The 13,760-nt window shown below is 66.4% G+C and carries 24 protein-coding genes; 1 reads left to right on the top strand and 23 read right to left on the bottom strand.

What is annotated here, in order from left to right:
• Positions 1 to 44: 44 nt before the first annotated feature.
• Positions 45 to 1,001, top strand: coding sequence for a hypothetical protein (locus ACZ4VK_RS15945; protein ID WP_468352559.1), 957 nt, complete (start codon positions 45 to 47; stop codon positions 999 to 1,001).
• Here the strand turns inward: ACZ4VK_RS15945 and truA are convergent.
• The 23 genes from truA to rplP all read right to left on the bottom strand — a co-directional run bounded on the left by truA (position 972) and on the right by rplP (position 13,759).
• Complete coding sequence (gene truA, locus ACZ4VK_RS15940) at positions 972 to 1,829, bottom strand: tRNA pseudouridine(38-40) synthase TruA (RefSeq protein WP_468352557.1); 858 nt, start codon at positions 1,827 to 1,829, stop codon at positions 972 to 974. The genes ACZ4VK_RS15945 and truA overlap by 30 nt on opposite strands.
• 93 nt (positions 1,830 to 1,922) lie before the next feature.
• On the bottom strand, positions 1,923 to 2,390 hold the full coding sequence (gene rplQ / locus ACZ4VK_RS15935; RefSeq protein WP_468352555.1) for a 50S ribosomal protein L17: 468 nt from the start codon (positions 2,388 to 2,390) through the stop codon (positions 1,923 to 1,925).
• Between the two features lie 161 nt (positions 2,391 to 2,551).
• Entirely contained in the window at positions 2,552 to 3,574 is a 1,023-nt protein-coding gene (locus tag ACZ4VK_RS15930) for a DNA-directed RNA polymerase subunit alpha (RefSeq protein WP_024755423.1), read from the bottom strand.
• 123 nt (positions 3,575 to 3,697) lie between these two features.
• Positions 3,698 to 4,102 (bottom strand): 30S ribosomal protein S11, encoded by a 405-nt coding sequence (gene rpsK / locus ACZ4VK_RS15925; RefSeq protein ID WP_003956432.1) that lies wholly within the window; start codon positions 4,100 to 4,102, stop codon positions 3,698 to 3,700.
• Positions 4,103 to 4,168: 66 nt separating this feature from the next.
• Positions 4,169 to 4,549, bottom strand: a complete 381-nt coding sequence (rpsM, locus tag ACZ4VK_RS15920; protein ID WP_266895455.1) for a 30S ribosomal protein S13 — start codon at positions 4,547 to 4,549, stop codon at positions 4,169 to 4,171.
• Between the two features lie 206 nt (positions 4,550 to 4,755).
• A complete protein-coding gene (gene rpmJ / locus ACZ4VK_RS15915) occupies positions 4,756 to 4,869 on the bottom strand; it encodes a 50S ribosomal protein L36 (protein ID WP_003956441.1) in 114 nt (37 codons plus the stop codon).
• Positions 4,870 to 4,931: 62 nt separating this feature from the next.
• Positions 4,932 to 5,153: a translation initiation factor IF-1 gene (gene infA / locus ACZ4VK_RS15910; protein ID WP_003956442.1), complete on the bottom strand. Its 222-nt coding sequence runs from the start codon at positions 5,151 to 5,153 to the stop codon at positions 4,932 to 4,934.
• A gap of 173 nt (positions 5,154 to 5,326) precedes the next feature.
• Positions 5,327 to 6,178, bottom strand: coding sequence for a type I methionyl aminopeptidase (gene map / locus ACZ4VK_RS15905; protein ID WP_468352553.1), 852 nt, complete (start codon positions 6,176 to 6,178; stop codon positions 5,327 to 5,329).
• 96 nt (positions 6,179 to 6,274) lie between these two features.
• Positions 6,275 to 6,922, bottom strand: coding sequence for an adenylate kinase (locus tag ACZ4VK_RS15900; RefSeq protein WP_468352551.1), 648 nt, complete (start codon positions 6,920 to 6,922; stop codon positions 6,275 to 6,277).
• Positions 6,922 to 8,241, bottom strand: coding sequence for a preprotein translocase subunit SecY (secY, locus tag ACZ4VK_RS15895; protein WP_468352549.1), 1,320 nt, complete (start codon positions 8,239 to 8,241; stop codon positions 6,922 to 6,924). Before secY ends, ACZ4VK_RS15900 begins: the two co-directional genes overlap by 1 nt.
• Before the next feature lie 213 nt (positions 8,242 to 8,454).
• The gene (gene rplO, locus ACZ4VK_RS15890; protein ID WP_030214036.1) at positions 8,455 to 8,910 is read right to left on the bottom strand and encodes a 50S ribosomal protein L15; all 456 of its coding nucleotides are present in this window, start codon (positions 8,908 to 8,910) and stop codon (positions 8,455 to 8,457) included.
• A 1-nt stretch (position 8,911) separates the two neighbouring features.
• Positions 8,912 to 9,094 carry a 50S ribosomal protein L30 gene (gene rpmD, locus ACZ4VK_RS15885; protein WP_015035589.1) on the bottom strand — a complete coding sequence of 61 codons (183 nt, stop codon included), beginning with the start codon at positions 9,092 to 9,094 and terminating at the stop codon, positions 8,912 to 8,914.
• The gene (rpsE, locus tag ACZ4VK_RS15880) at positions 9,094 to 9,696 is read right to left on the bottom strand and encodes a 30S ribosomal protein S5 (protein ID WP_030214033.1); all 603 of its coding nucleotides are present in this window, start codon (positions 9,694 to 9,696) and stop codon (positions 9,094 to 9,096) included. The genes rpmD and rpsE overlap by 1 nt, the downstream gene beginning before the upstream one ends.
• Positions 9,697 to 9,742: 46 nt before the next feature.
• Positions 9,743 to 10,126: a 50S ribosomal protein L18 gene (rplR, locus tag ACZ4VK_RS15875; RefSeq protein ID WP_015035587.1), complete on the bottom strand. Its 384-nt coding sequence runs from the start codon at positions 10,124 to 10,126 to the stop codon at positions 9,743 to 9,745.
• A 3-nt stretch (positions 10,127 to 10,129) separates the two neighbouring features.
• Positions 10,130 to 10,669 carry a 50S ribosomal protein L6 gene (rplF, locus tag ACZ4VK_RS15870; RefSeq protein ID WP_030214030.1) on the bottom strand — a complete coding sequence of 180 codons (540 nt, stop codon included), beginning with the start codon at positions 10,667 to 10,669 and terminating at the stop codon, positions 10,130 to 10,132.
• A 21-nt stretch (positions 10,670 to 10,690) separates the two neighbouring features.
• Complete coding sequence (rpsH, locus tag ACZ4VK_RS15865) at positions 10,691 to 11,089, bottom strand: 30S ribosomal protein S8 (protein WP_015035585.1); 399 nt, start codon at positions 11,087 to 11,089, stop codon at positions 10,691 to 10,693.
• Positions 11,090 to 11,297: 208 nt separating this feature from the next.
• A complete protein-coding gene (locus tag ACZ4VK_RS15860; protein ID WP_003948630.1) occupies positions 11,298 to 11,483 on the bottom strand; it encodes a type Z 30S ribosomal protein S14 in 186 nt (61 codons plus the stop codon).
• Between the two features lie 5 nt (positions 11,484 to 11,488).
• Positions 11,489 to 12,046: a 50S ribosomal protein L5 gene (rplE, locus tag ACZ4VK_RS15855; protein WP_106975815.1), complete on the bottom strand. Its 558-nt coding sequence runs from the start codon at positions 12,044 to 12,046 to the stop codon at positions 11,489 to 11,491.
• The gene (rplX, locus tag ACZ4VK_RS15850; RefSeq protein WP_030214024.1) at positions 12,043 to 12,354 is read right to left on the bottom strand and encodes a 50S ribosomal protein L24; all 312 of its coding nucleotides are present in this window, start codon (positions 12,352 to 12,354) and stop codon (positions 12,043 to 12,045) included. The genes rplE and rplX overlap by 4 nt, the downstream gene beginning before the upstream one ends.
• A 2-nt stretch (positions 12,355 to 12,356) precedes the next feature.
• Positions 12,357 to 12,725 (bottom strand): 50S ribosomal protein L14, encoded by a 369-nt coding sequence (gene rplN / locus ACZ4VK_RS15845; protein WP_003956455.1) that lies wholly within the window; start codon positions 12,723 to 12,725, stop codon positions 12,357 to 12,359.
• 106 nt (positions 12,726 to 12,831) lie between these two features.
• Positions 12,832 to 13,116 carry a 30S ribosomal protein S17 gene (rpsQ, locus tag ACZ4VK_RS15840; protein WP_053646167.1) on the bottom strand — a complete coding sequence of 95 codons (285 nt, stop codon included), beginning with the start codon at positions 13,114 to 13,116 and terminating at the stop codon, positions 12,832 to 12,834.
• Positions 13,116 to 13,340 (bottom strand): 50S ribosomal protein L29, encoded by a 225-nt coding sequence (gene rpmC / locus ACZ4VK_RS15835; RefSeq protein WP_015035581.1) that lies wholly within the window; start codon positions 13,338 to 13,340, stop codon positions 13,116 to 13,118. Before rpmC ends, rpsQ begins: the two co-directional genes overlap by 1 nt.
• Complete coding sequence (gene rplP, locus ACZ4VK_RS15830; protein ID WP_015035580.1) at positions 13,340 to 13,759, bottom strand: 50S ribosomal protein L16; 420 nt, start codon at positions 13,757 to 13,759, stop codon at positions 13,340 to 13,342. The genes rpmC and rplP overlap by 1 nt, the downstream gene beginning before the upstream one ends.
• Position 13,760: the final 1 nt, after the last annotated feature.

Genomic DNA, 13,760 nt, shown 5'->3' with positions numbered 1-13,760 from the left:
CGCCGCCCGCGTCGGCCCGGCCCAACCGGTTTAGGATGCGCGGCATGAGCTTTGGGGGACCGCAGTGGCCGCACGAGCCGCAGCAGCAGGGACAGCAGGGGTACGGGCAGCAGCCGCAGGGACAGCAGGGGTACGGCGGACAGCCCCAGGGTCAGCAGGGGTACGGCGGACAGCCGGACCCCTTCCCGGGCGCCCAGGGCGGCGGCTCGACCCCGGACTGGGGCGCCCTGGCCGAGGCCTCGGCCTCCCGTAGCCGGCGCAGGCGCTGGCTGATGATCGGCGGCGGGGTCGTGGCCGCGCTGGCCGTCGGCGCGATCGTGGCGACCGCCGTGGTGGCCACCGGCAAGAAGAACGACGAGGCCAAGAACGGCGGGGTGCCGACCGCCACGGCCTCCCCCACGGACTCCCCCACCCCCGAGCCGACCTTCTCCTCGGTGGCGCCCCCGCCCCCGCCGAACCCGAAGGACTACATCTCGGACCCGAAGAAGGACAAGGCCCCGCTCAGCGCCGAGGGCCTCTTCCCGGGCAAGAAGCTGACCATGGACAAGCGCGCGTACAAGAAGGGCGCGACCTCCTCGACCACGAACTGCGCGGCCGTCACCCAGGGCGGCCTCGGGGGCGTCCTGAAGAAGAACGGCTGCCAGCGGGTGCTCCGCGCCACGTACGTGAAGGACGGCGTGGCGATCACCGTCGGCGTGGCGGTCTTCCCGTCCGAGGCGGCGGCCCTCAAGGCGAAGAACCAGGCCACCGGCGGCATCGCCCCGCTGGCCGGCGCGGGCGTGAAGGAGTTCTGCCGCGCCACCGTCTGCCTGCGCCGCTCGAACGCGATCGGCCGCTACGCGTACTTCACCCAGGCCGGCTTCACCGACGGCAAGAAGGTCACCACCGCCGACAAGCCGGTCTTCCGGGCCAGCGACGACCTCGGCACCTTCGCCTTCAACCAGATCTACGCCCGGGGCAAGGCCCAGGCCTCAGCAGCAGCCAACGCTCCCGGGGAGTGACCGCTTGTTCCTGGCCTCCAGATTGCGGGCGGCCAGGAGCTCGTCGGCCGGGTAGCCGACCTCTTCGAGGGTGAGGCCGTGCGGCCGTACGACGTGCACGGCCGAGTCCCGGACGCCGGCCGCGAGCACCTTGCCCGGCCAGTCCACCGGGCGGTGTCCGTCGCCGACGAACAGCAGGGCGCCGACCAGCGAGCGGACCATGTTGTGGCAGAAGGCGTCGGCCTTCACGGTGGCTTCCATCACACCGCCGGGGCGCCGCTCCCAGCGCAGCTCCTGAAGGGTGCGGATGGTCGTCGCGCCTTCGCGCCTCTTGCAGTACGCGGCGAAGTCGTGCTCGCCGACGAGCGCGGCGGCGGCCTCGTTCATGGCGTCCATGTCGAGGGGCCAGTCGTGCCACAGGACGTGCCCGCGCAGCAGCGGGTCGACGCCGCCGGGGTTGTCGGTGACGCGGTAGGCGTACCGGCGCCAGATCGCCGAGAAGCGGGCGTTGAAGCCCGCGGGGGCCTCCTCCACCCTCCACACCCGTACGTCGTGGGAGAGGCGCCCCGCGAGCCGCCGCAGCAGCTTGTCGCGGTGCTCGGCCCACAGCTCGACGGGCAGGTCGACATGGGCGACCTGGCCGCGCGCGTGCACCCCGGAGTCGGTCCGGCCCGCCACGGTCAGCTCGTACGTCTCCTGGGACCTGGTCACGGTCCGCAGGGCCGCCTCGATGTCCCCCTGCACGGTCCGCTGTCCCTGCTTCTGCCTGGCCCAGCCGGAGAAGTCCCTGCCGTCGTACGAAAGGTCAAGGCGTACCCGTACGAACCCGTCCTGCACGTCATCGCTCACGCGGAATCATCCTCTCGAACCATCAAAAACACGCAACGGGCCCGCACCCCGGAGAGGGGTACGGGCCCGCACACGAAAAGTCGGCGAGAACGCTTACGCGTCCTTCGACTCCTCGGCGGCCTCGGTCGTGGCGGCCTCGTCGGCCTCCTTGACGGCGCGCACGGTGGCGGCCTCGGCCTCGGCGACGGTCGCCTTCTTGGCGATCTCGCCCTCGACCAGCTCGATCACGGCCATCGGGGCGTTGTCGCCACGACGGTTGCCGATCTTGGTGATACGGGTGTAGCCACCCGGGCGCTCGGAGTAGCGCGGCGCGATCTCGGTGAAGAGCGTGTGGACGATGCCCTTGTCGGTGATCGACTGCAGCACGAGGCGACGGTTGTGGATGTCGCCCTTCTTCGCCTTGGTGATCAGACGCTCGGCGACCGGACGCAGGCGACGGGCCTTGGCCTCGGTCGTGGTGATGCGGCCGTGCTCGAAGAGCGACTTCGCCAGGTTGGCGAGGAGCAGCTTCTCGTGCGCGGCGGAACCGCCGAGGCGGGCACCCTTCGCGGGACGCGGCATGGTGTTTCTCCTTGTGATCTGCACCGGCCGTATGAGGTACCGATGTCAGTGTCCGAGCGGGCGGTCACCCGTCGGAGACCCGCGCCCCCAAGGGGCGCGGGGAACTGCGCGACCAGCCGAAACGGGCCCGCAGAAGCAATCAAACAGTCAGTCCCGAGGGACTAGTACTGCTCGGTCTCGACGAAACCGGCGTCCGCGTCATCGTCGGCGCCGAAGGCGTCCGCCGCGGCGGTCGGGTCGAATCCGGGCGGCGAGTCCTTCAGCGCGAGGCCCATACCAGCCAGCTTCGCCTTGACCTCGTCGATCGACTTCGCACCGAAGTTGCGGATGTCGAGCAGGTCCGCCTCGGAGCGCGCCACGAGCTCACCCACGGAGTGGATGCCCTCACGCTTGAGGCAGTTGTACGAACGAACGGTGAGCTCGAGCTCCTCGATCGGCAGCGCGAGATCGGCGGCGAGGGCGGCGTCCGTGGGGGACGGGCCCATGTCGATGCCCTCGGCGTCGATGTTGAGCTCGCGCGCCAGACCGAACAGCTCGACCAGGGTCTTGCCGGCGGACGCCATGGCGTCACGCGGGCGCATGGCCTGCTTGGTCTCGACGTCGACGATCAGCTTGTCGAAGTCGGTGCGCTGCTCGACACGGGTCGCCTCGACCTTGTACGTGACCTTGAGCACCGGGGAGTAGATGGAGTCGACCGGGATACGGCCGATCTCCTGGCCCGCCTGCTTGTTCTGCACGGCGGAGACGTAGCCGCGACCGCGCTCGACGGTGAGCTCCATCTCCAGCTTGCCCTTGCCGTTGAGCGTGGCGAGGACGAGGTCGGGGTTGTGCACCTCGACACCGGCCGGGGGCGCGATGTCGGCGGCGGTGACCAGACCCGGGCCCTGCTTGCGCAGGTACATCACGACCGGCTCGTCGTGCTCCGAGGAGACGACCAGCTGCTTGATGTTGAGGATGAGGTCGGTGACGTCCTCCTTGACGCCCGGCACGGTGGTGAACTCGTGCAGGACACCGTCGATGCGGATGCTGGTGACAGCGGCACCCGGGATCGAGGAGAGGAGGGTACGGCGGAGGGAGTTGCCGAGGGTGTAGCCGAAGCCCGGCTCCAGCGGCTCGATGACGAACCGGGAGCGGAACTCGTCGACGACCTCTTCGGTCAGCGACGGACGCTGAGCGATCAGCATGTCTTGTCCTTCAGTCGTGGACGCCCACTATTTGACGCCCGACGGGATGTAGCACCTACAAGGGTACGGGCGGCACGGTCCGAAGAGCCGTACCGCCCGAAGTCCTGATCAAGCAGCCGTGCGTCAGACGCGGCGGCGCTTGGGGGGACGGCAGCCGTTGTGCGGCGTGGGGGTGACGTCCTGGATCGAACCGACCTCGAGGCCCGTGGCCTGGAGGGAGCGGATCGCGGTCTCGCGGCCGGAGCCGGGACCCTTGACGAAGACGTCGACCTTGCGCATGCCGTGCTCCTGCGCGCGGCGGGCGGCCGACTCGGCGGCCATCTGCGCGGCGAACGGAGTCGACTTGCGCGAGCCCTTGAAGCCGACGTGGCCGGCGGAGGCCCAGGAGATCACGTTGCCCGAGGGGTCCGTGATCGAGACGATCGTGTTGTTGAACGTGCTCTTGATGTGGGCGTGCCCATGAGCGACGTTCTTCTTTTCCTTGCGGCGCACCTTCTTGGCGGCACCCTGACGACCCTTGGGGGGCATCTATAACTCCTACGGGAGGTGGTCGGTCCTACAGCGAAGACCGCTTGGTCAAGCGTCCGCTGAGGACTACTTCTTGCCCGGCTTCTTCTTGCCGGCGATGGCGCGACGCGGGCCCTTGCGGGTACGAGCGTTCGTGCTGGTGCGCTGGCCGCGGACGGGCAGGCCACGACGGTGGCGCAGGCCCTGGTAGCAGCCGATCTCGACCTTGCGGCGGATGTCGGCGGCGATCTCGCGGCGGAGGTCACCCTCGGTCTGGAGGTTGGCGTCCACGTACTCGCGGATCTTGACGAGGTCTTCCTCGGCAAGGTCGCGGACACGGGTGGACGGGTTCACGCCGGTCGCGACGAGGATCTCCTCGGACCGGGTACGTCCGATACCGAAGACGTAGGTGAGTGCGACCACCACACGCTTTTCGCGCGGGATGTCAACACCGGAAACGCGTGCCATTCAATGGCTCCTGTGTTCTCGGGGGTCTGCTGCAGAACCGCTCCCGACCGCCGACTCCTCGAGGTTTCGAAGAGTGGTACGTCCGGGTCCCCGGCCCCCGCCGGAGGTGCCGTCAACCGTTGAAGAACGGCCCGACGGGCTCTGCGTATGTACGTACTGCTATGCGTCGCGCGAAGAACTGCGAAATGCAGGTCGGTCGGCGTGCGTCAGCCCTGGCGCTGCTTGTGGCGCAGGTTGTCGCAGATGACCATGACCCGGCCGTGACGGCGGATCACCTTGCACTTGTCGCAGATCTTCTTGACGCTCGGCTTGACCTTCATGGGTGTGAGGTTCTCCGGGTCAGTGCCACCACCCGCGCACGGAGGCGGGGTGCGGGCAAGATCTACTTGTAGCGGTAGACGATCCGGCCACGCGTCAGGTCGTACGGAGAGAGCTCCACGACAACCCGGTCGTCCGGAAGGATTCGGATGTAGTGCATCCGCATCTTGCCGGAGATGTGCGCGAGGACCTTGTGACCGTTCTGGAGTTCCACCTTGAACATGGCGTTCGGGAGGGACTCGATCACGGTGCCCTCGATTTCGATGGCACCTTGCTTCTTGGCCACGCTTCGCCTTTCGAATCGGCTACCTTGATCGACTCTCGCCGCCGCATGCGGACACACGGGTACACGAGAACCGACGCATCAGTCTACGTCAGGCCCCAGGAAAAGACGAATCGGTAAGTCTGCCCAGGGTTGGAGATCACTACGCCGGCGGAACCCGTCCCCCGACGCGCGTGCTACGCCAGCGGATCGGGCGCCGCGGTCACACCGAGCTCCGCCAGCTTCGCCTTGCCGCCGTCGACCGCCGTGAGGACCAGCGGGCCCTCCTCCGTCAGCGCGACCGAGTGCTCCCAGTGCGACGACCAGGTGCCGTCGGTCGTGATGACCGTCCAGTCGTCCTTCAGGACCTCCGTCTGCGGGGTGCCGAGGGAGACCATCGGCTCGATCGCCAGGCAGAAGCCGGGGACCAGCTTCGGGCCCTTGCCGCGCTTGCGGGAGACGTAGTTCAGGAGGTGCGGGTCCATGTGCATCTCGGTGCCGATGCCGTGGCCGCCGTAGTCCTCGATGATCCCGTACCGGCCGAGGCTGTGGTCGCCGACCGCCGGCCGCGGCTGCCGCTTGATGTACGTCTCGATCGCCTTCGAGATGTCGACGAGCCGGTTGCCGAGCTTCATGGCCGCGATACCGGCCCACATCGACTCCTCCGTGACGCGGGAGAGCTCGACGAGCTCGGGCGCGTGCCCGGTGCCCACGAAGGCCGTGTACGCGGCGTCGCCGTGCCAGCCGTCCACGATCGCGCCGCAGTCGATGGAGATGATGTCGCCGTCCTTGAGGACGGTCTTGTCGTCGGGGATGCCGTGGACGACGACCTCGTTGACCGAGGTGCAGATCGTCGCGGGGAACCCGCCGTACCCGAGGAAGTTCGACTTCGCCCCGTGGTCGGCGATCACCTTCCGCGCGACCTCGTCGAGGTCCTTCGTCGTGGCGCCCGGCACGGCGGCCTCGCGGGTCGCCGCGTGGATGGCGGCGACGACCAGGCCCGCCTCACGCATCTTCGCGATCTGCTCGGGGGTCTTGATCTGCACCATCGTGGCCGCGGCCTTTCCATCGAGTACGGGGAACAGAACAACGATACGGCCGCGGCGCCCCTGAGGGGCACCGCGGCCGTATCGGACGAAGCGGGGTTACTTCTTGAGCGCGGCCATCGCCTTCGCGGTGACCTCGTCCACCTTGCCGAGCGCCGTGATCGTCACGACCAGGTTCTGCGCCCGGTAGTAGTCGATGATCGGCTCGGTCTGCGTGTGGTAGACCTCCAGGCGCTTGCGGACGGTCTCCTCGGAGTCGTCCGGACGCTGGTAGAGCTCGCCGCCGCAGACGTCGCAGACGCCCTCGGTCTTCGGCTGGTTGTACAGCACGTGGAAGACGTGCGCACTGTCGTTGCGGCAGGTGCGGCGACCCGCGATCCGCTTCACGACCTCGTCCTCGGGGACCTCCAGGTCCAGGACCGCGTCGAGCTGCATGTCCTCGGCCTTCAGGACCACGTCCAGAGCCTCGGCCTGCGCCACGTTGCGGGGGAACCCGTCCAGCAGGAAGCCGTTGGCGGCGTCCGGCTGAGCCATCCGGTCCTTGGCCATCCCGATGGTCACCTCGTCGGGTACCAGGTCGCCGGCGTCCATGAACGCCTTGGCCTTCAGACCCAGCTCCGTGCCCTGAGAGATGTTGGCGCGGAACAGGTCACCCGTGGAGATGTGCGGGATGTCCAGGTTCCTGGCAAGGAACGCGGCCTGCGTACCCTTGCCGGCACCGGGCGGTCCGACGAGGACGATTCGCATCAGCGGAGGAACCCTTCGTAATTGCGCTGCTGGAGCTGGCTCTCGATCTGCTTCACGGTCTCCAGCCCCACACCCACGATGATGAGGATGCTCGTCCCGCCGAAGGGGAAGTTGGCATTGGCGCCACCGAAGCCTGCCAACGCCATCGTCGGCACAAGAGCGATCAGACCCAAGTACAGCGAGCCCGGCCAAGTGATCCGGTTGAGCACGTAGCTCAGATACTCGGCAGTAGGTCGACCAGCCCGGATACCCGGGATGAAGCCACCATACTTCTTCATGTTGTCCGCGACTTCCTCGGGGTTGAACGAGATCGCCACGTAGAAGAAGGCGAAGAACACGATCAGGAGGAAGTACGTAGCGATGTAGTAGGGGTGGTCACCCTTGACGAAGTGGGCTTCGATCCAGGTCTTCCACCCTGCGGTGGAGCTGGAGAACTGGGCGATCAAGGCCGGGATGTAGAGCAGCGACGACGCGAAGATGACAGGAATCACACCTGCCTGGTTCACCTTCAACGGGATGTAAGTGGACGTACCGCCGTAGGAACGCCGGCCGATCATCCGCTTCGCGTACTGCACCGGGATGCGTCGCTGGGCCTGCTCGACGAAGACCACGAGGGCCACCATCACGAAGCCGATCAGGATGACGGTACCGAACTCGATCCAGCCCTTGGCGAGCTTGCCGCTCTCCTTGATGGCCCACAGCGCGCCCGGGAAGCCGGCGGCGATCGAGATGAACATCAGGATCGACATGCCGTTGCCGATGCCGCGGTCGGTGATGAGCTCACCGAGCCACATGACGACACAGGTACCCGCGGTCATCGTGATGACCATGGTGGCGATGGTGAAGATCGACGGGTCGGGCACGACCTGGTCGGCGACGCGGCAGCCGCTGAAGAGCGCACCGCTCTTGGCGGTGGCGACGAGACCGGTGCCCTGCAGCACGGCGAGGGCGACGGTCAGGTACCGGGTGTACTGCGTGATCTTGGCGGTGCCCGACTGCCCCTCCTTCTTGAGGGCTTCCAGGCGCGGGATCACGACGGTCAGCAGCTGCAGGATGATGCTCGCCGTGATGTACGGCATGATGCCGAGCGCGAAGATGGTGATCTGCAGCAGCGCCCCGCCACTGAACATGTTGACCAGGCCGAACAGGCTGTTGTTGCCCTCGCTGGCCTGCTTGACACACTCTTGGACGGCCTCGTAGCTGACGCCGGGGACCGGGATGTGGGCCCCGAGGCGGTACAGCACGATGATGGCGAGCGTGAAGAACAGCTTCTTGCGCAGGTCGGGCGTCTTGAACGCCCGGGCGAACGCGGTGAGCACGGTGCCTCCTGCGACCCCCGCGCTATGCGTCAAGGGTGACGGTCTTGAGGTTCGACGAATAGGTATCGGTCATCAATTCCGTGCAGGCATACCGCACGGAGTCTAGACAGTGCACGCCACCTTACCGGCGACCATGCCCGCCTAGGAACGACCAATCGGGGATGCCCCATATGAGAGGCATCCCCGATCGGATGTTCAAGCCATCGAGTCGTCTCAGACGAGCTCGGTGACGGTGCCGCCAGCGGCAGCGATCTTCTCCTTGGCGGAGCCGGAGACGGCGTCAACCGTCACCTGCAGCGCCACGGTGATCTCGCCGGTGCCGAGCACCTTGACGAGCTGGTTCTTGCGAACCGCACCCTTGGCGACCAGATCGGCCACCGTGACCTCGCCACCCTGCGGGTAGAGCGCGGTGAGCTTGTCCAGGTTCACGACCTGGTACTCGGTGCGGAACGGGTTCTTGAAGCCCTTCAGCTTCGGCAGACGCATGTGGAGGGGCATCTGCCCGCCCTCGAAGCGCTGCGGAACCTGGTAGCGGGCCTTCGTACCCTTCGTACCACGACCAGCCGTCTTACCCTTCGACGCCTCACCACGACCGACACGGGTCTTCGCGGTCTTGGCACCGGGGGCGGGACGGAGGTTGTGGGCCTTCAGCGGGCTGTTCTCCGCCATGTCAGTCAACCTCCTCGACCGTCACGAGGTGGCGGACGGTGTGCACCATGCCGCGGAACTCGGGACGATCCTCCTTGACAACCACGTCGTTGACCTTCTTGAGGCCGAGCGAACGCAGGGTGTCGCGGTGGTTCTGCTTGCTGCCGATGTACGACTTCGTCTGCGTGACCTTGAGGCGAGCCATTACGCACCCGCCCCAGCACGCGCACGGAGCAGAGCCGCGGGGGCGACGTCCTCGAGGGGCAGACCACGGCGAGCCGCGATCTCCTCGGGACGCTGCAGGCCCTTGAGGGCCGCCACGGTCGCGTGCACGATGTTGATCGCGTTCGAAGAGCCGAGCGACTTCGACAGGATGTCGTGAACGCCGGCGCACTCCAGAACGGCGCGCACCGGGCCACCGGCGATAACACCGGTACCGGGGGAAGCCGGCTTCAGGAGCACGACGCCCGCGGCACGCTCGCCCGTGATCGGGTGAGGGATGGTGCCCTGGATGCGCGGAACCTTGAAGAAGTTCTTCTTGGCTTCCTCGACACCCTTGGCGATGGCCGCGGGAACTTCCTTGGCCTTGCCGTAACCGACACCTACGGTGCCGTCACCGTCGCCCACCACGACCAGCGCGGTGAAGCTGAAGCGGCGACCACCCTTGACAACCTTGGCGACGCGGTTGATCGCGACAACGCGCTCAACGTACGCGGTCTTCTCGGCGGCAGCGCCACCGTCGCGGCCCTTCCGGTCCCGCCGCTCGCCGCCACCGGCACCGCTTCCGCGGCGCTGGGGTCCAGCCATTGGATTTACCTCTCTCTGTTACGTCCGTTAGTCCCGGAACCGGGGCTTAGAACTTCAGCCCGGCTTCGCGGGCGGCGTCAGCCAGAGCGGCAATGCGCCCGGCGTACCTGTTGCCACCACGGTCGAACACGACAGCCTCGACACCAGCGGCCTTGGCGCGCTCAGCGACGAGAGCACCGACCTGCTTGGCCTGCGCGGACTTGTCACCCTCGCCACCACGGATCGACGCGTCCAGGTTCGACGCGGACGCAAGGGTGTGACCCTTGAGGTCGTCGATGACCTGAGCGGTGATACCGCGGTTCGAACGCGTCACGACGAGGCGCGGACGCTCCGCCGTACCCGACACGTTCTTGCGGATGCGGATGTGGCGGCGAGCCTTGGCCGCACGCTTGTAAGCGTCGCCCTTGGCGATCTTCACACCGTATGCCATGGCTTACTTACCAGCCTTTCCGACCTTGCGGCGGATGACCTCGCCGGCGTACTTGACGCCCTTGGCCTTGTACGGGTCGGGCTTCCGCAGCTTGCGGATGTTCGCCGCGACCTCGCCGACCTTCTGCTTGTCGATGCCCTCGACCGAGAACTTGGTCGGCGACTCGACCTTGAACGAGATGCCCTCGGGCGCCTCGATCAGGATCGGGTGGCTGTAACCGAGCTGGAACTCCAGGCTGGAGCCCTTCGCGGCGACGCGGTAACCGACACCGCTGATCTCGAGCGCCTTCACGTAACCCTGGGTCACACCGGTGATCATGTTGGCCACCAGCGTGCGGGACAGGCCGTGAAGGGCCTTGTTCTGACGCTCGTCGTTCGGACGGTTGACGTTGAGCACGCCATCCTCGCCCTTAACGATCTCGATCGGCGCGGCGACGGTGTGGCTCAGGGTGCCCTTGGAACCCTTCACCGTGACCGTGCGGCCATCGATGGTGACGTCCACGCCGGCGGGAACCTGGATAGGCAGCTTGCCAATACGCGACATGAGCTTTCCTTCCTTTCCCGACTACCAGACGTAGGCGAGGACTTCCCCACCTACGCCCTTCTTGCCTGCCTGCTGGCCGGTCAGGAGACCGTGGGACGTGGAGATGATCGCCACGCCCAGGCCGCCGAGGACCTTCGGCAGGTTGGTGGACTTCGCGTACACACGGAGGCCCGGCTTCGAGATCCGCTTGATGCCCGCGATGGAGCGCTCACGGTTCGGACCGAACTTGAGCTCGAGGACGAGGTTCTTGCCGACCTCGGCGTCCTCGACCTTCCAGCCCGTGATGAAGCCCTCCTGCTGGAGGATTTCCGCGATGTGAGACTTGATCTTGCTGTGCGGCATCGTCACGGAGTCGTGGTATGCCGAGTTCGCGTTACGCAGACGAGTCAGCATGTCCGCGATCGGATCAGTCATGGTCATGAATTGGCCTTCGGCCTCTCTCGCCGGGGTTTCCTGTATGCGCCATCCCTCTCCCCACACAGGGGCGGGACGGGTGCGGCGCGGGGACCTACGGCGTAGTAAGTCGTACGGGCGGCGGACGCCCAACCCTCCTAGCCTAAGCCATGGAGGCCTGGGCATCCGCCAACCCAGTGCTTACCGAGAGACTCCGGTCATCCCAAGTAAGGGATTACCAGGAGCTCTTGGTCACGCCCGGCAGCTCGCCACGGTGAGCCATCTCACGAAGGCACACGCGGCACAGGCCGAACTTGCGGTACACGGAGTGGGGTCGACCACAACGCTGGCAGCGCGTGTAGCCACGCACGCCGAACTTGGGCTTGCGGGCAGCCTTCGCGATGAGAGCCTTCTTCGCCATCTCGCTTACGCCTCCTTGAACGGGAAGCCGAGGTGACGCAGAAGGGCACGGCCCTCGTCGTCGTTGGTCGCCGTGGTCACCACGGTGATGTCCATACCCCGGACACGGTCGATCTTGTCCTGGTCGATCTCGTGGAACATGACCTGCTCCGTGAGACCGAAGGTGTAGTTGCCACGCCCGTCGAACTGCTTGGGGGACAGACCACGGAAGTCGCGGATGCGCGGAAGCGCGAGCGACAGGGTGCGGTCCAGGAACTCCCACATGCGGTCGCCACGGAGGGTGACGTGCGCACCGATCGGCTGTCCCTCGCGGAGCTTGAACTGCGCGATGGACTTGCGGGCCTTGGTGACGGCCGGCTTCTGACCGGTGATGGTGGTCAGGTCACGGACGGCACCGTCCATGAGCTTCGAGTCACGGGCGGCGTCGCCGACACCCATGTTGACCACGATCTTGACGAGGCCGGGAACCTGCATGACGTTCTCGTACGAGAACTCCTCACGCAGCTTGCCCGCGATCTCCTCGCGGTACTTCGTCTTGAGACGCGGAGTGGTGGTAGCCATCAGATGTCCTCACCCGTCCGCTTGGCAACGCGGATCTTGTTGCCCTCGTCGTCGAAGCGGTAACCGACACGCGTGACGACCTTCTGGCCGTCCTTCTCCACGACCAGCTGGACGTTGGAGACGTGGACCGGAGCCTCGGTGGTGACGATGCCACCGGCCTGCGACGGGCCGGCCTTGGTGTGCTTCTTGACCCGGTTGACACCCTCGACGAGGACGCGGTTCTCGCGGGGGAAGGCCGTGATGACCTTGCCCTGCTTGCCCTTGTCCTTACCGGTGATGACCTGGACCAGGTCGCCCTTCTTGATCTTCATGCTTACAGCACCTCCGGCGCGAGCGAGATGATCTTCATGAACTTCTTCTCGCGCAGCTCACGGCCGACCGGGCCGAAGATACGGGTGCCACGAGGGTCGCCGTCGTTCTTGAGAATGACAGCGGCGTTCTCGTCGAAGCGGATGTACGAGCCGTCCTGGCGGCGGCGCTCCTTGACGGTGCGAACGATGACCGCCTTGACGACGTCACCCTTCTTCACGTTGCCACCGGGGATCGCGTCCTTGACGGTGGCGACGATGACGTCACCGATGCCCGCGTAGCGGCGACCCGAGCCACCGAGAACACGGATGCAAAGGATCTCCTTGGCACCAGTGTTGTCGGCGACACGCAGTCGCGACTCCTGCTGGATCACGTCTATCTCCTGATTGTCTGCCGGTTCCCGGCGGAGGAGCGCTGAACGATCAGCGCTCCTCCGCCGAGCCTGGCGGAACGAACTTGAAGGGTTACCCCCTCAAGAATTACTTGGCCTTCTCGAGGATCTCGACGACGCGCCAGTGCTTGGTCGACGACAGCTTCCGGGTCTCCATCAGGAGGACGCGGTCACCGATGCCGGCAGCGTTCTGCTCGTCGTGAGCCTTGAGCTTGTTCGTACGGCGGATGACCTTGCCGTACAGCGCGTGCTTGACGCGGTCCTCGACGGCGACGACGACGGTCTTGTCCATCTTGTCGCTGACGACCAGGCCCTCGCGGACCTTGCGAGCGTTGCGCTCGGTCTTCTGCTCAGTCACGTTGCTCTCGCTCATCAGGCGCTCTCCACCGTCTCGATGCCCAGCTCGCGCTCACGCATCAGGGTGTAGATCCGCGCGATGTCCTTGCGGACGGACTTGAGCCGCCCGTGGTTCTCGAGCTGGCCGGTCGCCGCCTGGAAGCGGAGGTTGAACAGCTCTTCCTTGGCTTCGCGGAGCTTGTTGAGAAGCTCCTCGTTGCCCAGCTCGCGCAGCTCGGACGCCTTGGTACCGGCCGACATCACAGCTCACCTGCTTCGCGCTTAACGATCTTGCACTTCATCGGCAGCTTGTGGGCCGCACGGGTCAGGGCCTCGCGCGCGATCTTCTCGTTCGGGTAGGACAGTTCGAACATCACCCGACCCGGCTTGACGTTCGCGATCCACCACTCCGGAGAACCCTTACCGGAACCCATGCGGGTCTCGGCGGGCTTCTTCGTCAGGGGACGGTCCGGGTAGATGTTGATCCAGACCTTGCCGCCACGCTTGATGTGGCGGGTCATCGCGATACGAGCAGCCTCGATCTGGCGGTTCGTCACGTACGCCGGCGTGAGGGCCTGAATGCCGTACTCGCCGAACGCAACCTGCGTACCACCCTTGCTCATACCCGAGCGCTTGGGGTGGTGCTGCTTGCGGTGCTTGACCCTACGGGGGATCAGCATT

The sequence above is a fragment of the Streptomyces sp. NPDC028711 genome (assembly GCF_055565415.1).
The sequence above is the reverse complement of the archived record's forward strand: the minus strand, read 5'-3'. Positions and strand labels throughout refer to the sequence as shown.